Origin of the sequence: Eubacterium sp. AF16-48, assembly GCF_003479405.1 — a bacterium.
Classification (GTDB): Bacteria; Bacillota; Clostridia; order Lachnospirales; family Lachnospiraceae; genus Eubacterium_G; species Eubacterium_G segne.
On sequence record NZ_QUHB01000002.1, the window covers coordinates 358,155 to 381,937 of the forward strand.

Sequence of the window (23,783 nt, forward strand, 5' to 3'; positions counted from 1 at the left end):
AATTAACCCACAATAGTGGAAAACAAGAGATAGGAGATTGTGAATATGAAAAGAATGGCGAAGAAAGCCATGGCATTGACCCTTGCAATGTGTTTGACATGTACGGCAGTGCCAACTATGGCAAATCAAAGTTTGAAAGTAACCAAAGAGAAAAAAGCAGTAAAGAGCAGCAGAAATTATGTTGAGGGTCAGGCTATTGTTATGTATGGAAACACTAAAACGTCAACAAGAAGTGCCGGCAGCAACATTGCAGATGATGATATGGAAGTTGTAGAAACATATGTTTTTAATTCAGATACATCAGTTAATGCAAAATCGGCTGACAAGGTTAGTGACAATGGATTTTCAGTGTCATTAGTTAAGTCTGATAAGTATAGTACCAAGGAATTAATTAGTATCTTAAAAAAGAAAAGTAACGTTAAATATGCTGAACCAAATTATAAAATAAAAGCATCAGACTACAATGACAGTTACTATAAGTATTTGTGGGGACTTGACAATAAGGGACAGAATAACGGTACAGAGGGCATTGATGTAAATGCAGACACACCATTATTAGATAATAAGGACAATAAGGAAAGAGTAATTGCAATAGTTGATACCGGTATTAATTACCAACATGAAGATTTAAAAGATATTGTTTGGAATAATCCTTATAACAACAGAAAATTATATGGCGAGCACGGCTATGATTTTGTTAATTATGACACAGACCCTATGGATGATAACGGTCATGGTTCACATTGTGCCGGAATTGCGGCAGGAAAATCAAATAATGGAGTTGGAATTGCCGGAATTGCTAAAAGTAACAATATAAAAGTAATGGCACTTAAAACTCTCAATGAAGAAGGCAGCGGAAGTGGAATGGATGCCATAGGAGCGTACAATTATATTTACAAGGCACAGCAGTTAGGTGTAAATGTAGTAGCTGTAAATAATTCCTGGGGTGGCTCAGCAGATGAAGAAGATGAAATTATAAAAAATCTTATTGAGCTTGTAGGAAAGAAAGGCGCTATATCTGTATGTGCAGCAGGAAATGATGGCTCTGATAATGATGAAAACTTAATGAATAATTATCCTTCATCTATAGATAGTACATATATAATTTCCGTTGCAGCTTCTAATGAAAAGGATGAATTGGCAGGATTTTCAAATTATGGAACAGAGAGCGTTGACATAGCAGCTCCCGGTGCTGATATTTTATCAACAGTTTCATATAATTGCTTTAATCCGGGAATATATGATAACAAAGATAAATTATGTAGTACATATGTTAATTTTGATAATGAAAGCATTTTGAATGTTTTTAATGAAGAAGGAAAGATGGTAGCTACACCTGAAAATAATGAAGTGGCTTACGGAACATTAAGTGAATCTGATGGAACTATGAATGTATCAACTACAAATAGTGAGTATTTTGGAGAAAAGTCTTATAACAACAAATCACTTAAATGGGAAATAAAAGGTGCACAGAAAGATGGAATGTATTTTATGTGCCTTCCATATACAATGAAGTCATCAGATACAGGTACATCAGCCAGTGCTATGGTTAAGGTAAGTGGTCCAAAGGCAACAAATGATGACTGGTTAGGTGGTGACAATTCGGTAATTTATGCCATAGATTGTAAATTAGACAAAAACGGAAAAGTGGATATAAGTGATTTAGATACTCTTGAAGATGGAGTGTTTGCCAGTGCTTATATAGATGAAAACGGTAATTACTGGTCTCATTTTTCAGGAGAGGTATCATCAAAGAGCAAAAAAGATGAACAACATGTAATATTGTTATGTGTTAGCTCATATGAGGAAGGTGATTTTACTGTTTATGTAGACAATTGGGGCATAAGCAGGGAAAATGTATCACCGGATGAATTTGGTATGTATGATTATTACAATGGAACATCTATGGCTACTCCATATGTTACAGGTGCTGTTGCAGCAGTGGCTAATGCATATACAAATGAAAATGCACTCCAGATAAAAGCAAGAATTTTAGGAAGTGCAAGAAATAATCATAATTTTGAAGGCAGGATATTAACAGGCGGAGTACTTGATTTATCTAAAATAGGTAATCCGACTATGACTATAGACAAGATTAAGTTTAACAGTAAAAAACAGATAGAAATATCCGGTTATTACACAGATAATGCTGAAGTATATATTAATGATAAAAAGATAAGTACAATATCAAATAATGGAAAGACAATTCTTGTTGATGGTAAATCATATCAGAATAAGTCAGTAAAGATAAAACTGGTTAAAGGTGAGCGTTCATATGAAAAAGAATACTTCTTTGCTACCGGTACCGGTTTCAACGTGGGACCATCTGTAGATGCAGAATTAAATGGCGGACAAATGATTTCTAATGGTGGAAATTTGATATATATAGATGGGGAAGGTACAGTGTCACAAGGAGTGGAATACAAAGACGAAGATACAGGTAAGGATGACTTTTACTGGCGATACGGTACGTTTGGTTTTTCATCAGATGTATTTGGAAAAGAATATGAAAATGCCGCAACTGCTTCGATTTATAATGAAACAGATTATGTATGTTCTAATGGTGTTGTTTATGGTTGTATAACTCTTGACGAAGGCTTTGCACAAAATACTATTTTGGCGTACTATGATAATGAAAAGGGTTGGAAGAAGCTTTCTAATATGCCTAAGGAAAAAGAAGGATTAAATGGAGTTATACTGGCTTCATATAATGGTGAACTTTATTTAATGGGCGGTACTGATGAAGATGATAATTTTTCAAAGACAGTTATGAAATATTCAACAGCATCTAAGAAGTGGTATTCCGCAAAGAGTTTACCGGAGGGCAGAGCATATTCAAAGGCTATCCAGGTAGGTAAAAAGATTGTTGTTACATTAGGTTCAAATGGTACAATGAATGTTCCGGCTAACCTGATATATGATGGAACAAAATGGACAAAGTCAAAAGCAACTATTGGAAAATCAATTGATACCCAGATAATTGAGGGCAAGAATAAAAAATTTGCTGTTTTAATGGGTGAAATTGGTCTTGTAAAAGGTGGAATCATATATACAAACTTACGTGTAGATTCATTAGGTGATACTTTCACATATAATATTGCAAAGGATAAGTTTATTGCTTCAAAGTATGCACTTAATGCATCAAATCTTGAATTTGATAATTTATATGCTACAACAGCAGGAGATAAATTATACGTTGTATATGGTTTTGCAATGGCTGATGACGACGGTAAAGAATTTGGGTCTAATAAAAGCAAGCTGTCAAATAAAGATTTTTATGATGAAGATGATTATGAGGATGATGCAAAGATATTATGTATTCCGATAGATTCCGGTGCGGTTTATGTTGAAGATACATCTGAGTTTGGTGCTTATGTAGAAGGTACGGGTTATTATCTGCCGGGAGATACAGTTACCTTGAAAGCAGCAGTAATGGATAAGAAAGTTAATATAAGCCAGTTCATAGTTAATGGAAAATCTGTTAAGAAGGGCAAAACCGGTTATGTATATACTGCAAGAGCATATGACTTACCGGCAAAAATCACGGCAAGTGTAAAAGCAGAGTATACCGATATATATATAAAGCCGGGAAAAACATCTGTTAAGAAAGCAGTAAGGGCTAAAAACAATAAGAGCATAAAACTTACACTTAAAAAGGTAGGTGCAGCTTCAGGATACCAGATTAAATATTCTACATCAAAGAAATTTGAAAAGAAAGTCACAAAAACTGTTAATACTAAGAAAAACATGGCTGTAATAAAGAAGCTTAGTGCTAAAAAGACATATTATATTAAGGCAAGAGCATACCGTAAAACAGGTAAATCAAAGAAATATGGCAGCTGGTCTAAGGTTAAGACAGTTAAGGTAAAGAAGAAATAAGAGGAGAAGTTAATGAGTTACGCAGATAAAGTATTTGTTGATATGTGCAGAGATATTCTTGATAACGGTATAGACACAAAGGGTGAAAAGGTCAGACCAAAGTGGGAGGACGGTACTTTTGCATATACCATAAAGAAATTCGGGGTTGTAAACAGATATGATTTAAAGAAGGAATTTCCGGCAATAACTCTTCGTAAAACAGGTTTTAAAAACTGCTTAGATGAGTTACTGTGGATATGGCAGAAAAAATCTAACAATGTAAATGATTTAAACAGCCATATATGGGATGCATGGGCTGATGAAAACGGTTCAATAGGTAAGGCATATGGCTACCAGTTAGGTGTTAAGCATCACTATAAGGAAGGTGATATGGATCAGGTAGACAGAGTTCTCTATGATTTAAAGAACAATCCTTACAGCAGACGAATACTTACAAACATTTATGTACATCAGGATTTGTCTGAAATGAATTTATATCCATGTGCATACAGCATGACTTTTAACGTAACGAAAAATAAAGAAACAGGGAAACTTGTATTAAACGGTATGTTAAATCAGCGTTCCCAGGATGTACTTACTGCAAATAACTGGAATGTTTGTCAGTATGCAGCTTTGGTTCACATATTGGCTCAGGTAAATGACATGGAGGTGGGAGAATTTGTCCATGTAATAGCTGATGCTCATATTTATGACAGACATGTTCCTTTAGTTGAGGAATTAATCAGCAGAGAGCAGTATCCGGCACCAAAATTGTGGATAAATCCTGAAATTAAGAATTTCTATGATTTTACGGTAGATGATTTAAAATTAGAAGATTATGTTACAGGTGAACAGATAAAAATACCTGTTGCAGTTTAGGAGGAACAAAATGAATTTAATTGTTGCAGTGGATAAGAATTGGGCTATAGGCTACAAAAATGATTTACTTGTAAGCATACCTGATGATATGAAATTTTTCAGGGAAACAACAACAGGAAAAGTTGTTATTATGGGAAAAAATACATTAGAAAGTTTTCCTAATTCAAAACCATTAAAAAATAGGGTGAACATTGTAATTGCTCTTGAAAAAGATTACAAGGTAGACGGGGCTACAGTGGTTTATTCTATAGAAGAGGCATTAGAGGAAGCTAAAAAATACAATACTGAAGATGTATTTGTAATTGGTGGAGGAAGCATTTATAAACAGATGCTTCCATACTGTGATACTGCATATGTTACTTATGTTGACTATGAATATGCAGCAGACACTTTCATACCTAATTTAGATGAAATGCCGGATGAATGGGAAATGGTTGAAGAAAGTGAAGAAAATACTTATTTCGATTTGGAGTATTATTTCAGAACTTATAAGCGTAAATAATATTAATTGATGTTATAAAAATAGAGTTGCAATTTAAGCAATTAACAGGCTTAAGTTACAGCTTTATTTTTATGCTAAAAAATAGAACCGTAATAAAAAATAGCGATACTTGAAAAATACAAAAAAACAAACAATAATTAAATTAATATATTAAAATATCAATAGGAGGTATTATGAAAAAAGGGTCTATAAAAAAGAAATTTAAAGCAATGATATCTTTTGTTTTGGCGTTAGTGCTATTGGTTCAGCCAATAACTATGCCTAAAGATGTGTATGCATCGGGTAATGTTAAACTTGAAATAAATGGTTTTCAGATAAGTGCAATGTTAGAAGCATTTAGAACCATTTACTCTGTATCGGAAACAGATAAAACAGATGAAATAGGATTGGTATACGGACTTGCCGATTCGGTTTCAGAAGATGAAATGATAGTAGGAAGCTTAAATACTACAGTTCATTCATATGCAGCAACACCATTGGGAGAGACAGGCAAAAAGTACAGTTCATTGGATAATGCAAAAAGCTACTGTCTTACAATGGAATTTATAAAAAATGCAGAGTTTTATAAACAGGGCATAAGTGTAAGGGCATATGCTAAATTAAAAGATGGCAGTTATGTTTATAGCAATATAAGCACAATGTCTGTATATGACGTAGCAGGAAAACTTTATAACAGAAATCTTATGAGTAATATGAGAGGTCATGAGTATCTGTATGATAGTATTCTTTCTGTTGTAGACAGTTCATATAAGAAGGTGGATTATATGAACAGAAATACTATTGTTACAGCAGAGGCTGAGGAAAATACTACAGTGGCACCTACTGAGAAACCGGCAGAACCGGAGACTACAGCAAAGCCTGAGGAAACAACTACAAAGGCTGAAGTAGATCGTACTACATATAAGAAACCGGGAGTTCAAAGTGAAGGTGCTGATGCTGAGGTGGCATCAAATATTTCCCTTAATAAATATATTGACGGAATTGATACGGAATTTTCATCTACAAAAGGAAATACTTCTAACAATGAAGGAATAAATAACTTGTTTGATGGAAATGTAAATACAAAATTCTTTACAGGGGATGCACCGGTTATTTCCATCGCATGGAAAATGAAACGTGCTACCATAATCAGAAACTACACATTAGTAACAGCAGGTGATGCAGCTACTTATCCACATAGAAATCCATATAAATGGAAATTGTTAGGCTCTGTAAACGGTACTGACTGGGTACAGCTTGATGCAGTGGACAATGGTGGAATAGGTCATGAAAATAACAAAGGATACTCATATGATACTGATGCTCAAAAAGCATGTCAGTTCTTTATGTTAAGAATTGAGAGCAGTGGTGATGATGGAAAGTTGTATTACGGCTCACAGTTGTCAGAAATATACATAAAAGGTGATGTTGTTCAGAAAACAGAAAACATTGGTGTTGATTTAGATGACCATATAAGTGGAATTAACACATCAGCTACAACTGTTGTAGGATATAATGGAAATGAAGGTGTTGAGAATCTTTTTGACGGTGATACATCAACAAAATTATTTACCAATACTGCAACACCATGTTCAATAGCGTGGACAATGAAGGAAAGCACATCGTTATATAGTTATACTTTAACAACTGCCAATGATAACGCTACATATAAGAACCGTTCAATAAAATCATGGGTGTTATATGGTTCAAATGATGGAAATAACTGGGATGTAATTGACACGGTAAATGATAGTGGAATAATGGATGTTAATTATGCTGATTATACATACATTGTAGATAACGTTGGCTCATATAAACATTTTAAATTAACAGTAACAGAAGGATATGGAGATTCATTCCAATTATCGGAAATTAGCTTAAAGGGATGTGCATTATTACTGGAAAATGAGTACGAAGCTATTTTCACAGGAGACTGGGATCAGGTTACTGCAACAAACTATAAGAAGAATCTTAAGGATTTATTCTATCAGGTTTATCCACGTCAGTATACAAGATGGGGAACAGGTTCAGAACCTAAGAGAATGTTTATAGTAGCAGATAAGGGTTATGACGGAGTTGCATACACTATGGGAAATTCCATTGTAATTTCAGTAGACTGGATGAATTCTAATCCGGTAGGTATAGGATATTTCTCTCACGAGCTTACTCATGCAGCACAGCAGTACGGAAATGTTACATCTTCCGGTTCAGCGTGGTGGGTTGAAAATATGGCGAACTATGGTGGATTCCGTTATTACCATTGGGCAACTGAAGACAATGTCCAGGTATACCAGGCAAGTGATACATCCCTTCAGGACTGGGGATATCAGGCATATGGCAATAACAAATGGTTCTTTGCATATATGGATGCAAAATATCCTACAACTAAGTCATCTGACGGAACTGTAAAATTAGGACTTATTGATAGCATAAATAATATGTTAAAGACAAATAAGGGAACAAAGTATGATGATAATCCAAAGGACACATCTACACCATGGAGCAAGCTGGTATATCAGATAACAGGATATGACTGTATTGAGTCACTTCGTCTTAAATATGTGGAAGAATTGAAGAATGGTACATGGGCATTTACAGGATTCAGATATTATCAGGATAACTGGATAACAGAAGGAATAGCAGGTGTTGATAATCCTACTTATCCTATGATTGGTCCTAAAACTCATGGCTCAAAAAAAGCCGCAAAGCTGGATACAGCTGTTACAAGTGGAAACAACTTGTGTAGTGGAGCGTCAATTCTTCATACATCAGGTCAGACAAATGTAAATGAAGCAGCTGAAAAGTTAATTGACGGAAATCTTGATACGAAATGGTGTTCAAGGAGTTCTTCCGAATCAACATTTAACGGTGTAATGCATTCAGTTAAAATTGACTTAGGAAGTAAGAAGACGTTTAATACATACACAATATACAATACACAAAGCAAAGAAAATTTTGCTAATGCATCAGAGTGGGAAATATTGGTATCAGAGGATGGAAAGACATGGACATCTGTTGATTATCAAAATAACAACAATAATTCGGTTTCATCATATAATATTGGTACACAGACAGCACGTTACGTTCAGATTAAAATATTTAATCCGGGAGATAGTGCAGGTACAATAAGGCTATATGAATTCCAGTTGTATAACAAATAATATATAAAAAATACCCCCTATAGTCGTATTAATTTAATTAAATATGGCTATAGGGGATTTTTTATTTCATTAAATTAAGCTCATGATAAAGGCGGGCAATTGGAAGTCCCACAACATTATTATAATCTCCATTGATACCTTTTACATATACGGCAAATTGTCCCTGAATACCGTATCCTCCGGCTTTGTCATAGCAATCTCCGGTAGAAATATAGCTGCTTATTTCTAGGTCTGTCATAGGATATAAAGTAACATCTGTAGATTCAAAAAATGAGTAAATTTCTTTATGCTTTGTATTAAAATCATATTTTATTAATGTAACTCCGGTATAAACCTTATGAGTTGAATCCTGAATGGATTTAATCATTGAAAATGCTTCTTCAAAGTTTTTAGGTTTTCCCATTATTTTACCGTTTTTGGTAACTATGGTGTCGGCACCAATAACTAAAAAAGACAAATCTTCAAAAGCCATAAGAGAAAAATCTATATGAGACATAAGCTTGTTAAAAACATCGTCAGCTTTTTGAAGGGAAAGTTCTTTTACAATATCGGAAGGGATAGATTTAGTGATTTTCTCATCAACCTCTGATTTTATGATTTCAAATTCAAAACCTGCCTGCTTCATAAGTTCACATCTTCTGGGAGATTGAGATGCTAAAATAATTTTTGTTTTATCTAAATTAATCATATTTACTCCTTAAACTTTAATATAAATACCAGTATAATTTACCAGTGAAAATAAATTTTGTAAACAACTAACAAAGTAATATTTTTAAGGATTATTATAGATAGAAATGAAAGAAAGGAAAGCAGTGGATGAATAAAATAAGAAAATTTATTGTTACAATGCTTGTAATTACCATGGTAACTACAGTGGCACCAATATGGAATGTTTCAGCAAATAATACTGTAGGTAAAAAGGTTACTGTCACAACAAAAAAGAAAAAGGTTAAAAGAAAAAAGAAACCTAAAGCCTATATAAAGGTAGCTAAGGTGAAACGCACAAAGAAAGCGGTAAAGGTGAAGGTTAAGTTCATTAACAAAACTAACCGGGAAAAATACTATGGTGAGGTATACTTTATCAAAAAATATGTTAATGGAAAATGGCGGAAAGTTGAGTATGGACATGGTGGTAAAATGGCTTTTAATAGCATAGCGTATGTACTTCCTAAAAAGTCATCGGCATATAAAACATATAATCTTACATATGCATATAATAAAGAAGACCTGCAACCGGGAAAATATAGAATATATGTGGACTATGATGTGAAGGCTAGGGGACGGTATGCTACATTCAGAATAAAAAGATAATCTATAGTAAAAAATAACAGCTTTTCTAAATATTAGAAGGCTGTTATTTTTTGTGAGGATTTTTATTGGTATATACAGGAATAATGTATTTTATTAGTGCAAAAACATGATTGAGTAATAAAGAAAAACGTTGTAAATCCGTTAATTTTTTCTAATATCAATAATTATTTATTGAAAAACGATAAAAATATATTGACTTTCATACATTAGAGGATTATTATGAATTGTAAGGATACCAGTAAATTAAAACTTTAAAAGGAGGACAAAATGAAGTTAAATATTACCAGATTTACAAAGGCTGTTCTTGATATTATGTTTGTTTTAGGAATACTTATCACAGCCACATTACCTTTTCTACTGAAAACATATGGAAAATATGTGGAGCCGGGAATAGAAAAGTACATATGGCAAAACAGTGTGGTATTGGGGCTTTGTGGAATATTTTCCCTTATGATTGTATGGGAGTTAAGAAAAATGTTTAAAACCGTAATAGCAGATGACTGCTTTGTTAGAAATAACGTGACAAGTCTTAAAAAAATGTCCATATACAGTGTAGGAATTGTATTTTTTATGGCAGTGAAATGCCTATTTAACATAACCCTTGCCACTATGGCGATAATGATGGTTTTTATAATTGCAGGATTATTTAGCCGTGTACTGGCACAGGTGTTTGACAAGGCCGTAACTTATAAACTGGAAAATGATTTAACAATATAGGAGGTGCCCGATGGCTATAGTAATAAATTTAGATGTGGTTATGGCACAAAGGAAAATGGGCTTAACGGAGTTATCCCAAAAGGTGGGAATAACTCAGGCAAATTTATCTATTCTTAAAAACAATAAGGCGAAAGCAATCCGTTTTTCAACATTAGATGAAATATGTAAGGTTTTACAGTGCCAGCCGGGAGATATATTACAGTTTGTGGAGGATTAATTTATGGAAAATAATATGAGAAAAGAAATGGAAGAGAAAGAAAAACAGGATTTTAAGGTGCTGGGATTATCGTCATTTATATATGCAGTGGTACTTACTTTTTGCCTTTACAAGAATTTTTCGGGAATTACCAATGTGCTGTGGACAGTGGCAACGGTAATTTATATTGCGTATGTGGCACGTAAATATGAAAAAAAGCAAAAGCCAATAAATATTTTTTATGATTGCGTAATCATACTTCTTGGAATTTCAAATTTTACTACGGATAATCAGAGTATTCTGTTTTTTAACTATATGGTGATTTTCATAGCCATAGCAGTAAATATGATATATATGTTTATTGACATAAAAAAACTGGGAATGTGCATTCAATCCATGGCTGTGTGCCAGTGTATATTTGGATGCATAGGAGAACTGTCAAAGCCTTTTACCCATGGAATAAAAGCATTAAAAATGGATAAAGACCGAAATAAAAATATAAAATACATATTAATTGGTGTAGGCTGTGCTCTGCCTGTTGTAATGATGGTAACCATTATCCTAGCCAGTGCAGATAGTGTTTTTAGAAACATGATAGTTAAAATTTTTAAATTAGATACTCTTATTCTTAATTTAACCGGAATAGTAATTATGATAATTGTATCTTATGCCCTGGCATATGCATTTTCTTTTTATGTGAAAAATGGAAAAGTATACATAAATGAAAAAGAAAACAAGATGGCTGCACTTCCCGTTAATATAATTATGTCAATGGTAGCTGTTGTTTATGTGATGTTTGCCACTATACAGGTGGTATATCTATTTGGTCATGGAGGCAGTCTTCCTCAGGGATATACATATGCACAATATGCCAGACAGGGATTTTTCCAGCTGTTGTTTTTAAGTTGTGTAAATGTTCTTGTTATACTGCTTACCATGGAATTTGTAAAAGTAAATAAATTCATGAAGGTGGTTTCGGGAGTAATATGCCTGTGTACATTTATAATGATATTTTCCAGCGAATACAGAATGAAAATGTACATAGAAGAGTATGGTCTCACTTTTTCAAGGATTTTTGTATTGTGGCTGTTAGTTGTTATAGGTATGGTTATGCTGGGATTAGTCATTAAAAACTTCCATAAAGAATTAAATTTATTTTCCTTTTCAATGGTAGTTGTAATATGCTGTTTTATTGTTTTGTCCTTTAGTCATGTTGATTATATTATAGCTAAATACAATTTATCCCAGTGTCAATATATTATGGATAAAAATAAAAATGATGACCCTTATGAGATAAATATTTATGTGGATATGGATTATATCATTAATCTTTCAGCAGACAGTGTGCCGGCGGTTTTGGATGAGAAAAATGAGAAGGTGACACGATATTTAAACAAAAAGAGGTATTATAAGAAATTAGAAAAATACAAAGACGGTGGAATAAGGAGTTTTAATTTATCAAGATATAATGCAGGAAAGAATGTAAAGTAAATATAAATACCATGGAAATAATCATTACTTGATTTTCTACACATAAGGTTTATAATAACTTTGTTTAGTATGTTCTTTTATGGGAGGATAGATAATTGAGAATTATTATTGCTGGAGATGGAAAAGTTGGCGCAACTCTGACTAGAAAATTGTCAGCAGAAGGGTGTGATTTAACTTTAATTGATTCCAATCCAAAGGTATTAGAGGCAAGCTTAGAGAGATATGACGTTATGGCAATTCAGGGAAACTGTGCATTAATGTCAGTATTGAATAAGGCTGAAATCAAAAAAACAGACTTGCTTATTGCAGCTACCGGAGCAGATGAAATTAATTTATTATCTTGTATGACAGCACATAAGATGAATGACAGATTACATACAATAGCAAGAATAAGAAATCCGGAATATAGTGAACAGATTTATAACATGAGCGGAGAATTTGGGTTATCTTTGGCTGTTAATCCTGAAAAGCAGACAGCAATTGAAATAGAGAGATTGCTTAAATATCCGGGATTTTTACAGAGAGATACCTTTGCAAAGGGAAAAGTTGAAATTGTGGAATTAGAAATTGATGGAAAGAGTGTTCTTAAAGATGTTTCCCTTAATGAACTGTACGGAATAATTAAGTGTAAAATACTGGTTTGCGCAGTTAGAAGAAATGGTGTTGTTGTGGCACCGGATGGTAACTTTATTTTAAGGGAAGGTGACCGTATTTACGTTACTGCACCAAGCACCAATATGAGTATTTTATTGAAAAATCTTGGTATTATTACCCATAAAATTAAAAATGTAATTTTGTGTGGTGGTGGAAGAGTAAGCTATTATTTGGCAAAGAAACTAGAAGGAACGGGAGTGTCTGTAAAGATTATTGAACAGGATCCCGACAGAGCGAGAAATCTTGCGGAAATGTTGCCGGAGACAACTATTATCAATGGTGATGCCAGCAGAAGAACTATGTTAGAAAGTCAGGGAATAGAAAATTGTGATGCATTAATTACCTTAACAGGTATGGACGAGCTTAACATTATTATTTCCTTATATGCTAAAAGCAGTGGAGTGCCGAAGGTTATTACAAAGGTTGCCCATACTGAAAAAAGTAATATACAGGACAGCTTGCAAATAGGAAGCGTGGTTTGTCCTAAAGAATTGTGCTGCAATACCATAGTAAGATATGTAAGAGCATTAGAGGCACAGACAGGAGCGGCAATTTCAGTTCATAGTATAGTTGACGGACAGGTGGAAGCTTTGGAATTTTTAGCTGACGAACATACTAAAAATTGCGGAATGGCATTAAGAGATGTAAAAGTAAGAAAAAATGTACTTATTGTATGTATTACTCACAAAGGAAAAACAGTTATACCTGATGGTGAATCAAAGTTTGAAGTGGGAGATACAGTTATTGTAGTTGCTACGGGAGATGCGGTAATACATAAGCTTAATGATATTTTTGATTAATGAAAGGAAGTAATAATGAACTATAAAGTTATGGGTCGTTTCATCTCAAAAATATTGGCAGTTGAAGCGGTCTTTATGACACCGGCAATGTTAATATGTGTCTTTGACAAAGAGTATAAGGCATTTATAAGTTTTGTCCTTAGTATATTAATTATTATGGCTGTATCAGCATTGTTATTTGTTTTGGGAAGAAAGGCAAAACAGCGTTTCTTTGTAAAGGAAGGTTTAGCCTGTGTAGGTTTAAGCTGGATAGCCATTAGTTTATTAGGATGTCTCCCTTTTTATATATCAGGGGAAATTCCACATTTTATTGATGCGTTATTTGAAATGGTATCAGGATTTACCACTACAGGTTCCTCAATTCTTCCTGAGGTGGAAACTATGTCCAGAGGAATGCTTTACTGGAGAAGTTTCAGTCACTGGTTAGGTGGAATGGGAGTTCTGGTATTTTTGCTGGCAGTTACTCCGGCTAATGGAAGAAGTAACAGATTTACTCTTCATCTATTAAGGGCTGAAAGCCCGGGGCCTAATGTGGAAAAATTAGCACCGAGAATGCGTGACACGGCAATGATATTATATATGTTATATATGGCACTTACAGTAATTAATGTAATATTTTTACTGTTAGGAGGAATGTCGTTGTTTGACTCAGTCTGTACGGCATTTGGAACAGCAGGAACCGGTGGATTTGGAATTAAAAATGACAGTATGGCAGGATATAGTCCTTACATTCAAAATGTCTGCACCATATTTATGTTATTGTTTGGTGTAAATTTCAGTTGTTATTACCTTCTTTTGTTAAGAAGATTTAAAACAGTGTTAAAGGATGGGGAACTTAGATTATATTTAGGATTGGTTGTTGCAAGCATTACAGCTATAACCATTAATATTTACCATATGTTTGGAAGTATTGGGGAAGCTTTACATCATGCAGCTTTTACCGTAGCCAGTATAATTACAACTACGGGTTTTGCTACTGTAGATTTTGATAAATGGCCTGAGTTTTCTAAATCAATAATAGTTGTGTTAATGATGATTGGAGCATGTGCAGGTAGTACCGGCGGCGGATTTAAGTGTGGAAGGTTGTTGCTATTGTTAAAGAGCATACGACGTGGAATAAGAAAGACCTTAAATCCAAATAAAGTTGAAGTTATAAGAAACAATGGAAATGCTGTAAATGAAAAAGTAATTAGCGGAATCAATATTTACGTGGCAACATATTTTATTATTATTTTTGGAAGCTTTTTGCTAATAGCAGTGGATGGATTTTCAATTATTACTAATTTTACGGCTGTTTTATCCTGCTTTAACAATATAGGTCCGGGACTTGATCAGGTAGGCCCTACATGTAATTTTGGACTATTTAGTGATTTTTCAAAAATAATATTAATAATAGATATGTTAGCCGGCAGATTGGAAATATACCCTATATTAATATTGTTTTCAAGGGATGTATGGAGTTTCAAAAGATAGAGTTGTGAAAAAAATACCGGTGATGTATAATATCTTTTATGATTAGGAGATAGTTATGGAAAAGAGACGTATACATTTATCAACGGCACAATTTATACTTTTAGGATTTGTAGGAATGATTATTATAGGAAGTCTTTTTCTGATGCTACCGTATTCTGCACGTAGTGGAGAAGGGGCTTCCTTTTTAGACTCATTATTTACGGCAACATCGGCAGTTTGCGTTACGGGATTAGTAGTTCAGGACACGGCGACGTATTGGTCAGACTTTGGACAGGCAGTGATATTATTTCTTATACAAATAGGTGGAATGGGAATAGTTACCATTGCGGTAGCTTTTGCCGCCATGTCAGGAAGAAAAATAGGTCTTATGCAAAGAACAGTTATGCAGGAGGCAATTTCTGCACCAAAGCTTGAGGGAATAGTAAGGCTTACAAGATTTATCATTAAAATGGCATTTGTAATTGAATTAACGGGAGCGGTTTTAATGTACCCTGTTTTTGCCGTTAAAATGGGGGCACTTAAAGGAATATGGTATTCGATTTTTCATTCAATATCAGCATTTTGCAATGGGGGATTTGACCTTATGGGAATAAATGAAAAGTATTCATCCTTTACATCTTTTTCCGGCAACATTGTAATTAATTTAGTTATTGTGCTTCTTATTTTATTGGGTGGAATAGGCTTTATGACCTGGGATGATATTAGAACACACAAATTTAAATTTAGTAAGTATAGAATGCAAAGCAAGGTTATTTTGTCAGCAACCATAGGACTTATAGTTATTCCTTTTGTTTATTTTTATTTTTGTGAATTTTCAGGAGCAAAATGGCATATGTCAGGGGCAGACAGGGCATTGGCATCTCTATTTCAAACAGTTACCCCTAGAACTGCCGGATTTAACACTGTGGATTTAACTAAGATTTCCGGGGCAGGACAGTTAATTATGATTGTGTTAATGATGGTAGGTGGTGCTACAGGTTCTACTGCAGGTGGAATGAAGATAACTACCATTGCGGTACTTTTGGCTTCGTCAATATCGGTGTTTAGAAGAAAATCATCCCCTCATTTGTTTAGGAGAAGAATTGCTGAAGAGGTAATAAAAAGTGCGGCAGCCATATTGCTGCTTTACAGCTTTTTGTTTCTTATGGGTGGAATTATAATATGTGCAGTGGATGGATTTAATATTATTGATACATTGTTTGAGTCGGCCTCTGCAGTATGCACGGTAGGTGTTACTCTTGGAATAACTCCTCATACAGGTGTGATTTCGAGAATTGTTCTTATAGTGCTTATGCTGTTTGGAAGAGTTGGCGGTCTCACAGTGATTTTTGCTACAGTATCAAGTAAGAGAAAAGATGTGGCAAAATTCCCGGAAGAAAAAATAATGGTAGGATAGGAGAAGATTATGAAATCAATTTTGTTAATAGGACTTGGACGATTTGGGAGACATATCGCTGAAAATCTGTATGAATTAAAGCATCAGGTTATGGCAGTAGATAAAAAAGAGGATAGAGTAAATGCAGTATTGGATTTTGTAACTAATGCTGTAATTGGTGACAGTACCAATGAGGAATTCCTGAAATCTTTAGGTGTAGGAAATTACGATGTATGTATGGTTTGTATCGGTGATGATTTTCAAAGTTCATTAGAAACCACATCACTTCTTAAAGAATTAGGGGCAAAAAAGGTTGTTTCAAGAGCTGCAAGAGATGTACATGCAAAGTTTTTGTTAAGAAACGGGGCAGATGAGGTGGTGTATCCAGAAAGACAGTTGGCAAAATGGAGTGCCATAAGATATACTTCCGACCATATTTTTGACTATGTTGAATTAGGGAAGGAATACTCAATATTTGAAATTGAAATCCCTAATGAGTGGGATGGCAAAACAGTAAGTGCAATAGATATCAGAGGACGTTTTGGTATAAACATAATGGCAATTAGACGTGACGGACGTCTGGATATAAATATTACTCCTGATATGGTGTTAACTGCAGGTTGTCATATGCTGGTTCTTGGCTCAAATAAGAACATAGAGAAATGTTTTCATATATAGGATAAAAGGTGAGAAAACGATTATTAAAATTTGTGGAATAACAACGGCTAATGAAGCAGAATATCTTAATAAGGTGAAAATTAATTTGGAAACCATTTTAAAATAAGATACTTCTTTATTTTTTTGACTTTATATGTTATTCTAGTTCTAGATTAAAATTGGAAGCAGTTTGTGCATAAAGCACCTTATTGCGACTAATAAAAACAGAAAAAAAGAGGAACATAAAATGAATAGAGTTTTACTTAAGTTAAGTGGTGAAGCCTTAGCTGGTGATAAGAAAACAGGCTTTGATGAAGAAACCTGTGTGGCAGTTGCAAAGCAGGTTAAAACTATTGTGGACAAAGGAGTACAGGTAGCTATTGTTATTGGTGGCGGAAACTTCTGGAGAGGAAGAACAAGCAATAAGATTGACAGACCTAAGGCAGATGGAATAGGTATGTTAGCTACTATTATGAATTGTATGTATGTATCAGAAATCTTTAGAACAGAAGGTATGGATACTAACGTATATACACCTTTTGCCTGTGGAACATGGACAAAGCTTTTCTCAAAGGATGAAGCAGTAGCTGATTTGAATAATGGAAAGGTTGTGTTCTTTGCAGGAGGAACGGGACATCCATATTTCTCAACAGATATGACCATGGTTTTAAGAGCAATTGAAATTGAAGCAGATTGTATCTTAGGAGCAAAGGCCATTGACGGTGTATATGACAGCGACCCGGCTAAGAACCCTGATGCAAAGAAATATGATGAACTTCCTATTTCTAAGATAGTTGATGACAGATTAGGTGTTATTGATTTAGCAGCCAGTGTTTTGGCAATGGAAAATAAAATGCCAATGCTTTTGTTTGGACTTAACGAAGAAGACAGTATAAATAAAGCCGTATCAGGAGAAAAAATCGGCACTAAAATAACTGTATAATAAAACATATTTTTAAAGGAGTAATAGATAAAATGGAAGAATTATTAATGACATATGAAGATAAAATGGAGAAGTCATTAGACAATCTTAAAGAGGAATACACAACAATCAGGGCAGGAAGAGCAAATCCTCATATCTTAGATAAAGTTAAGGTAGATTATTATGGAACACCCACACCTCTTCAGCAGGTAGGTAACATATCTGTTCCGGAGGCAAGGATGATTTGCATTCAGCCTTGGGATGCATCACTCTTAAAGGATATTGAAAGAGCAATTAATGCATCTGATTTAGGACTTACACCTACTAATGACGGAAAGCTTATACGTCTTGTATTTCCTGAACTTACAGAGGACAGAAGAAAAGAATTAGTAAAAGATGTCAAGAAAAAAGGCGAAAATGCTAAGGTTGCCATAAGAAACATTAGAAGAGATGCCATTGAAGCCGTTAAGAAAAAAGGCAAGGAAGATGGAATATCAGAAGATGAAATTAAAGGATATCAGGATGATGTTCAGAAATCTACTGATGCATATGTAAAGAAAATTGATGATGCCATAGATGCAAAGTCACAGGAGATAATGACAGTATAATATATGTGCTTATACACACTTACAGAGAATAGAGGGGACTATTGTTTCCTCTATTCTTTGCACTGTCAAAGATAATGTTTTACATAGGTTAATTTAGTGAAAGGCGGATAATGTATGGCTGAAAAAATAGACATTACGGGACTTAACATTCCACAGCATGTTGCAATTATTTTAGATGGAAACGGAAGATGGGCGAAAAAGCGTTTTCTTCCAAGAAACGCAGGACATGCAGCAGGGGCTAAAAATGTGGAAAAAATAATTGAAGATGCTCATGACATGGGAATTAAATATCTTACAATGTATGCATTTTCAACGGAAAACTGGAACAGACCGGAAGATGAAGTTAAGGCATTAATGAAGCTTTTAAGAAATTACTTAAAAGACTGTATTGAACGTGCCAACAAAAACGACATGAAGGTAAGAGTCATAGGTGATAAATCAAGATTAGATGATGATATTATTGACAGAATTAATGAATTAGAAGAATGTTCAAAGGATAATAAGGGAATTAACTTTATTATTGCCATTAATTATGGTAGCCGCGATGAAATAAGGCGTGCTGTTACAAAAATTTCACAGGATGTCAAAGATGGAGTTATAGAATCCCGGGATATATCTGAAAATCTTATTAGTTCATATCTTGATACGGCAGGAATACCGGATCCGGATTTACTTATCAGAACCAGCGGTGAAATAAGATTATCTAATTATCTTTTGTGGCAGTTAGCATATACGGAATTTTATTTCACGGATGTTTTGTGGCCGGATTTTGATAAGGAAGAATTGAAAAAGGCTATTGTAAAGTATAACCAGAGAGACAGAAGATTTGGAGGAGTTAAGGCATAACCATGATTTTAAGTAAATTTGCAAATAAATCTTTTCTGACAAGATTATTAAGTGGAATAGTGTTAGTGGCACTTATTCTGGCAACCATTATTCCCGGAGGAATAATTTTGTTGGTGGCTAATATGTTAATATCACTGGTGGGAGTATACGAATTATACAGGGTTCTTGGAATTGAAAAAAAACTTCCGGGAATTACGGGATATGTGGCAGTAGTTATCTACTATGGGCTTTTGTTCATGGGAAAAACACAAAACATGCTTATACTTATAATTGTATTTCTTATGTGTCTTCTGGCACAGTATGTATTTATGTTCCCGAAATATAAGACAGAGGAAATTTCCAATGCAATAATGTGCATGTTATATGCAGGTGTTATGTTGTCATATATTTACAATGTAAGGGCAGGAGACAATGGTGCTTATACCGTATGGCTTATATTCCTTTGCTCCTGGGGCAGTGATACATGTGCCTACCTGGCAGGAGTAGCCTTTGGAAAACATAAAATGGCACCGGTGCTTAGCCCTAAAAAGTCAATAGAAGGAGCTATAGGCGGAGTTGTTGGTGCAGCAGTTTTAGGGGCAGTATATGCTTCAGTTTTTGCAGATAATATTACAATAAATAATCCTGTAATAGTTTTTGCAGTAATATGTGCAGTAGGTGCTTTAATATCCATGGTGGGAGATTTGGCGGCATCGGCCATTAAAAGAAATCATGATATAAAGGATTATGGCAGACTTATTCCGGGACATGGCGGAATAATGGATAGATTTGACAGTGTTATATATGTAGCACCTGTTATATGGATTTTGGTACAGATTTTTTAAGGAGAATTAATGAAAAATATTACAATTTTAGGCTCTACAGGTTCCATAGGAACTCAGACTCTTGACATTGTAAGAGCCAATGATGATTTGCGTGTGGTTGCCATTGCAGCAGGCTCAAATATACAAAAATTAGAAGAACAGATAAGGGAATTTCATCCGGAAATAGTATGCGTATACAATGAAGAGGCGGCAGCTAATCTTAAGATAGCGGTGGCTGATACCTCCGTAAAGGTAGTAGCAGGAATGGACGGATTAATTGAGACAGCAGTATACAAAGGCGCCGATATTGTTGTAACGGCATTTGTGGGAATGATTGGTATACGTCCTACATTAGAGGCAATAAAGGCAGGAAAGGACATTGCCCTGGCAAATAAGGAGACACTGGTTACTGCAGGACATCTGGTAATTCAGGCAGCAAAGGATTATGGCGTAAAAATTTTGCCGGTAGACAGTGAGCATAGTGCCATATTTCAGTCCTTAAACGGTGAAAACAGAAAAGAAATTGATAAAATATTACTTACTGCTTCCGGAGGACCTTTTAGAGGAAGAACAAGGGAACAGATGAAGGATGTAAAGGTGGAAGATGCCCTTAAGCATCCTAACTGGACTATGGGACGAAAAATTACCATCGATTCAGCTACAATGGTTAACAAGGGATTAGAGGTAATTGAAGCAAAGTGGCTTTTTGACGTGGATTTTGATGATATTCAGGTAGTAGTCCAGCCACAAAGTCTTATTCATTCCATGGTACAGTTTAAAGACGGTGCCATTATAGCACAGTTAGGTACACCTGACATGAGACTGCCTATTCAGTATGCACTATACTATCCGGAAAGAAGATTTTTAGCCGGTGACAGGGTAGACTTTGGAAAGATAGCCCGGATTACCTTTGAAAATCCTGATACAGATAATTTTATCGGATTAAAGTTAGCATATGAGGCAGGACGGATTGGAGGCTCAATGCCTACAGTATTTAATGCGGCAAATGAAAAAGCAGTTGCAAAATTTCTTGATAGGAAAATAGGATTTTTGGAAATAACTGATATTATACAGTATTGTATGGAAAATCATAAGGTTAAGGAAAATCCTTCAGTAAGTGAAATATTAGAAATAGAACAATGGGCATATGAGCTTATTGAGAACAGGTGGTAAGAATGCAGACATTTATAGGAATTGTTATAGCTTTAATTATTTTTGGTGTATTAGTTTTAATTCACGAATTTGGACATTTTATTGTGGCAGTAAAGAATAAGGTTACTGTAAATGAGTTTTCCATAGGAATGGGACCTAGAATTTACAGCCATGTGGCAAAAAGCGGAACAAGATATTCCCTTAAACTTTTACCCTTAGGTGGTTCATGTGCCATGCTAGGGGAAGATGAAGACAGTAATGAAGAAGGCTCTTTTAATTCAAAATCAATATGGGCAAGAATGGCAATAGTTTTTGCCGGTCCTTTCTTTAACTTTATACTGGCTTTTGTTCTTGCTTTAATTGTTATTGGAGCAAAGGGAATTGATAAATCATATGTAACTTATGTTGATGAAAAATCACCGGCATATGAGGCAGGACTTAGAGTTGGAGACCAGATTACCAAATTTAACGGTGCCCATGCAACTCTTGGAAGGGAAATATATTTAGAGGAATATGTTAATCCTTTAGATGGAAGCAACATTAGCATTACCTTTACAAGAAACGGCGAGAAAAAGAGCATAACCTATAAGCCGTCAACCCAGAAGAAAGCTATTGTGGGAATGTCATATACTACTCAGGATACAAAGGCTACAGTGGAACAGGTTACTAAGAACTCTCCTATGGCTGAGGCAGGAGTTATGGCAGGAGATGTGGTTACGGAAATTGACGGAACTAAAATTACCACAGGAAGTGATATGGCTAAGTATATTAGTGAACACCCTTTTGGAGAAAAAGAGGTTAATATCACTTTAGACAGAAAAGGAAAAGAAATAAAGGTTGTACTTAAACCTAAGGTGACTGAGATAGCAGACAGAGGATTTGTTTATAATCTTGCAAGAGAAAAGGTTTCCTTTGGAAATGTTATTAAATATAGCTTCACGGAAGTAAGATATGAAATTGCAACAGTTTTAAAAAGTCTTAAAATGTTGGTTACAGGTCAGGTTTCTGCCAATGAAATTTCAGGCCCTGTAGGCATAGTAACGGTAATTGGAGATACTTATACCAGTGCTAAGTCATCAGGTGCCACTGTTACAATTTTGTCCCTTATTAATCTTGCAATTATGCTTAGTGCTAACTTAGGAGTTATGAATCTTTTGCCAATACCGGCATTAGATGGTGGACGTATTTTCTTATATCTTATAGAAATTATAATCGGAAAACCAATACCAAAGGATAAGGAAGGAATGATTCATTTTGTTGGATTTGTTCTTCTTATGGCATTAATGGTATTCTTATTATTTAACGATATAAGAAAGCTTATTTAATTGGAGAAAATATTATGTTTAGAGACAATACTAAAGTAATAAAAATAGGAAATAAAGTTATAGGCGGGGGAAATCCCATACTTATTCAGTCTATGACTAATACAAAAACTGAAGATGTGGAAGCTACAGTTAATCAGATTAAGGAATTAGAGGCTGCAGGATGTGACATTATAAGGTGTGCGGTTCCTACCATGGAAGCGGCTAAGGCTTTGGGAAAAATAAAAGAAAGTATCAATATTCCACTTGTGGCAGACATTCATTTTGATTACAGACTTGCCATAGCAGCTATAGAAAACGGGGCTGACAAAATAAGAATTAATCCCGGAAATATAGGTGATATGGACAGGGTAAAGGCAGTAGTTGACGTAGCAAAGGCAAAAAATATTCCTATAAGAGTAGGTGTAAACAGTGGTTCATTGGAAAAGCATATTTTAGATAAATATGGGAAGGTAACTGCTGAGGGCATTGTGGAAAGTGCTTTAGACAAGGTGAAAACAATAGAGGATTGGGGATATGATAATTTGGTAATTAGCATAAAATCCTCAGATGTAATGATGTGTGTAAAGGCTCATCAGTTAATTGCACAAAAAACTAATTATCCTTTACATGTGGGAATTACAGAGTCAGGAACAGTAACATCAGGAAACATAAAATCTGCAATAGGTCTGGGGCTTATTTTAAATCAGGGAATTGGAGATACAATAAGAGTTTCCCTTACAGGAAATCCTGTGGAGGAAATAAAAAGTGCCAAGCTTATTCTTAAAACTTTAGGTCTTAGAAAGGGTGGCATTTCCGTAGTTTCATGTCCTACATGTGGACGTACTCAGATTGATTTAATAGGCTTAGCAGGCAAGGTAGAAAATATGGTTACCAAATATGATGATTTGAATATTAAGGTAGCTGTAATGGGATGTGTTGTAAACGGACCGGGAGAAGCAAGAGAGGCAGATATAGGAATCGCAGGAGGAAAAGGAGAGGGACTTTTAATTAAAAAAGGTGAAATTATAAAGAAAGTTCCTGAAAATCAGCTTCTTGATGCACTAGAAGATGAGTTAAAGAATTGGAGGAGTTAGA

Annotated in this window: 20 protein-coding genes; 19 read left to right on the top strand and 1 reads right to left on the bottom strand. The window is 34.6% G+C overall.

What is annotated here, in order from left to right:
* Positions 1-45: 45 nt before the first annotated feature.
* From DWW68_RS04020 to DWW68_RS04035, 4 genes are all read left to right on the top strand, one after another.
* Complete coding sequence (locus DWW68_RS04020; RefSeq protein WP_118588956.1) at positions 46-3,879, top strand: S8 family serine peptidase; 3,834 nt, start codon at positions 46-48, stop codon at positions 3,877-3,879.
* Between the two features lie 12 nt (positions 3,880-3,891).
* Positions 3,892-4,737: a thymidylate synthase gene (gene thyA / locus DWW68_RS04025; protein ID WP_118588957.1), complete on the top strand. Its 846-nt coding sequence runs from the start codon at positions 3,892-3,894 to the stop codon at positions 4,735-4,737.
* Positions 4,738-4,747: 10 nt separating this feature from the next.
* Entirely contained in the window at positions 4,748-5,239 is a 492-nt protein-coding gene (locus tag DWW68_RS04030) for a dihydrofolate reductase (protein WP_118588958.1), read from the top strand.
* Positions 5,240-5,412: 173 nt separating this feature from the next.
* Positions 5,413-8,379 carry a discoidin domain-containing protein gene (locus DWW68_RS04035; protein ID WP_118588959.1) on the top strand — a complete coding sequence of 989 codons (2,967 nt, stop codon included), beginning with the start codon at positions 5,413-5,415 and terminating at the stop codon, positions 8,377-8,379.
* 61 nt (positions 8,380-8,440) lie between these two features.
* Here the strand turns inward: DWW68_RS04035 and DWW68_RS04040 are convergent, their stop codons facing one another.
* Positions 8,441-9,067, bottom strand: coding sequence for a Maf family protein (locus tag DWW68_RS04040; RefSeq protein ID WP_021953382.1), 627 nt, complete (start codon positions 9,065-9,067; stop codon positions 8,441-8,443).
* Positions 9,068-9,195: 128 nt separating this feature from the next.
* On the opposite strand from DWW68_RS04040, the gene DWW68_RS04045 reads away from it, so the two are divergent.
* The 15 genes from DWW68_RS04045 to ispG all read left to right on the top strand — a co-directional run bounded on the left by DWW68_RS04045 (position 9,196) and on the right by ispG (position 23,782).
* Positions 9,196-9,690, top strand: a complete 495-nt coding sequence (locus DWW68_RS04045; RefSeq protein WP_118588960.1) for an immunoglobulin-like domain-containing protein — start codon at positions 9,196-9,198, stop codon at positions 9,688-9,690.
* Positions 9,691-9,957: 267 nt separating this feature from the next.
* On the top strand, positions 9,958-10,407 hold the full coding sequence (locus tag DWW68_RS04050; protein ID WP_118588961.1) for a DUF2975 domain-containing protein: 450 nt from the start codon (positions 9,958-9,960) through the stop codon (positions 10,405-10,407).
* 10 nt (positions 10,408-10,417) lie between these two features.
* Positions 10,418-10,624, top strand: coding sequence for a helix-turn-helix transcriptional regulator (locus DWW68_RS04055; protein WP_021953379.1), 207 nt, complete (start codon positions 10,418-10,420; stop codon positions 10,622-10,624).
* Positions 10,625-10,627: 3 nt separating this feature from the next.
* Entirely contained in the window at positions 10,628-12,094 is a 1,467-nt protein-coding gene (locus DWW68_RS04060) for a DUF4173 domain-containing protein (protein ID WP_021953378.1), read from the top strand.
* Positions 12,095-12,189: 95 nt separating this feature from the next.
* Entirely contained in the window at positions 12,190-13,548 is a 1,359-nt protein-coding gene (gene trkA, locus DWW68_RS04065) for a Trk system potassium transporter TrkA (RefSeq protein ID WP_118588962.1), read from the top strand.
* A gap of 15 nt (positions 13,549-13,563) precedes the next feature.
* A complete protein-coding gene (locus tag DWW68_RS04070; protein ID WP_118588963.1) occupies positions 13,564-15,021 on the top strand; it encodes a TrkH family potassium uptake protein in 1,458 nt (485 codons plus the stop codon).
* Positions 15,022-15,076: 55 nt separating this feature from the next.
* Positions 15,077-16,417 carry a potassium transporter TrkG gene (locus DWW68_RS04075; RefSeq protein ID WP_118588964.1) on the top strand — a complete coding sequence of 447 codons (1,341 nt, stop codon included), beginning with the start codon at positions 15,077-15,079 and terminating at the stop codon, positions 16,415-16,417.
* A 9-nt stretch (positions 16,418-16,426) separates the two neighbouring features.
* Positions 16,427-17,074, top strand: a complete 648-nt coding sequence (locus DWW68_RS04080; RefSeq protein ID WP_021953374.1) for a TrkA family potassium uptake protein — start codon at positions 16,427-16,429, stop codon at positions 17,072-17,074.
* Positions 17,075-17,300: 226 nt separating this feature from the next.
* Positions 17,301-17,996: a UMP kinase gene (pyrH, locus tag DWW68_RS04085; RefSeq protein WP_021953373.1), complete on the top strand. Its 696-nt coding sequence runs from the start codon at positions 17,301-17,303 to the stop codon at positions 17,994-17,996.
* Positions 17,997-18,028: 32 nt separating this feature from the next.
* Positions 18,029-18,583 (top strand): ribosome recycling factor, encoded by a 555-nt coding sequence (frr, locus tag DWW68_RS04090; protein WP_021953372.1) that lies wholly within the window; start codon positions 18,029-18,031, stop codon positions 18,581-18,583.
* Positions 18,584-18,697: 114 nt separating this feature from the next.
* On the top strand, positions 18,698-19,429 hold the full coding sequence (locus DWW68_RS04095; protein ID WP_021953371.1) for an isoprenyl transferase: 732 nt from the start codon (positions 18,698-18,700) through the stop codon (positions 19,427-19,429).
* A 2-nt stretch (positions 19,430-19,431) separates the two neighbouring features.
* Positions 19,432-20,253, top strand: a complete 822-nt coding sequence (locus DWW68_RS04100) for a phosphatidate cytidylyltransferase (RefSeq protein ID WP_118588965.1) — start codon at positions 19,432-19,434, stop codon at positions 20,251-20,253.
* Between the two features lie 9 nt (positions 20,254-20,262).
* Positions 20,263-21,405, top strand: coding sequence for a 1-deoxy-D-xylulose-5-phosphate reductoisomerase (locus DWW68_RS04105; RefSeq protein WP_021953369.1), 1,143 nt, complete (start codon positions 20,263-20,265; stop codon positions 21,403-21,405).
* Between the two features lie 2 nt (positions 21,406-21,407).
* Positions 21,408-22,709 (top strand): RIP metalloprotease RseP, encoded by a 1,302-nt coding sequence (rseP, locus tag DWW68_RS04110; protein WP_118588966.1) that lies wholly within the window; start codon positions 21,408-21,410, stop codon positions 22,707-22,709.
* A 14-nt stretch (positions 22,710-22,723) separates the two neighbouring features.
* The gene (gene ispG, locus DWW68_RS04115) at positions 22,724-23,782 is read left to right on the top strand and encodes a flavodoxin-dependent (E)-4-hydroxy-3-methylbut-2-enyl-diphosphate synthase (protein WP_118588967.1); all 1,059 of its coding nucleotides are present in this window, start codon (positions 22,724-22,726) and stop codon (positions 23,780-23,782) included.
* Position 23,783: the final 1 nt, after the last annotated feature.

Excerpts from the sequence above, each read along its gene's own strand:
- DWW68_RS04020 (WP_118588956.1), top strand. The coding sequence starts at position 46 with ATGAAAAGAATGGCGAAGAAAGCCATGGCATTGACCCTTGCAATGTGT.
- thyA (WP_118588957.1), top strand. The coding sequence starts at position 3,892 with ATGAGTTACGCAGATAAAGTATTTGTTGATATGTGCAGAGATATTCTT.
- DWW68_RS04030 (WP_118588958.1), top strand. The coding sequence starts at position 4,748 with ATGAATTTAATTGTTGCAGTGGATAAGAATTGGGCTATAGGCTACAAA.
- DWW68_RS04035 (WP_118588959.1), top strand. The coding sequence starts at position 5,413 with ATGAAAAAAGGGTCTATAAAAAAGAAATTTAAAGCAATGATATCTTTT.
- DWW68_RS04040 (WP_021953382.1), bottom strand. The coding sequence starts at position 9,067 with ATGATTAATTTAGATAAAACAAAAATTATTTTAGCATCTCAATCTCCC.
- DWW68_RS04045 (WP_118588960.1), top strand. The coding sequence starts at position 9,196 with ATGAATAAAATAAGAAAATTTATTGTTACAATGCTTGTAATTACCATG.
- DWW68_RS04050 (WP_118588961.1), top strand. The coding sequence starts at position 9,958 with ATGAAGTTAAATATTACCAGATTTACAAAGGCTGTTCTTGATATTATG.
- DWW68_RS04055 (WP_021953379.1), top strand. The coding sequence starts at position 10,418 with ATGGCTATAGTAATAAATTTAGATGTGGTTATGGCACAAAGGAAAATG.
- DWW68_RS04060 (WP_021953378.1), top strand. The coding sequence starts at position 10,628 with ATGGAAAATAATATGAGAAAAGAAATGGAAGAGAAAGAAAAACAGGAT.
- DWW68_RS04070 (WP_118588963.1), top strand. The coding sequence starts at position 13,564 with ATGAACTATAAAGTTATGGGTCGTTTCATCTCAAAAATATTGGCAGTT.
- DWW68_RS04075 (WP_118588964.1), top strand. The coding sequence starts at position 15,077 with ATGGAAAAGAGACGTATACATTTATCAACGGCACAATTTATACTTTTA.
- DWW68_RS04080 (WP_021953374.1), top strand. The coding sequence starts at position 16,427 with ATGAAATCAATTTTGTTAATAGGACTTGGACGATTTGGGAGACATATC.
- pyrH (WP_021953373.1), top strand. The coding sequence starts at position 17,301 with ATGAATAGAGTTTTACTTAAGTTAAGTGGTGAAGCCTTAGCTGGTGAT.
- frr (WP_021953372.1), top strand. The coding sequence starts at position 18,029 with ATGGAAGAATTATTAATGACATATGAAGATAAAATGGAGAAGTCATTA.
- DWW68_RS04095 (WP_021953371.1), top strand. The coding sequence starts at position 18,698 with ATGGCTGAAAAAATAGACATTACGGGACTTAACATTCCACAGCATGTT.
- DWW68_RS04100 (WP_118588965.1), top strand. The coding sequence starts at position 19,432 with ATGATTTTAAGTAAATTTGCAAATAAATCTTTTCTGACAAGATTATTA.
- DWW68_RS04105 (WP_021953369.1), top strand. The coding sequence starts at position 20,263 with ATGAAAAATATTACAATTTTAGGCTCTACAGGTTCCATAGGAACTCAG.
- rseP (WP_118588966.1), top strand. The coding sequence starts at position 21,408 with ATGCAGACATTTATAGGAATTGTTATAGCTTTAATTATTTTTGGTGTA.
- ispG (WP_118588967.1), top strand. The coding sequence starts at position 22,724 with ATGTTTAGAGACAATACTAAAGTAATAAAAATAGGAAATAAAGTTATA.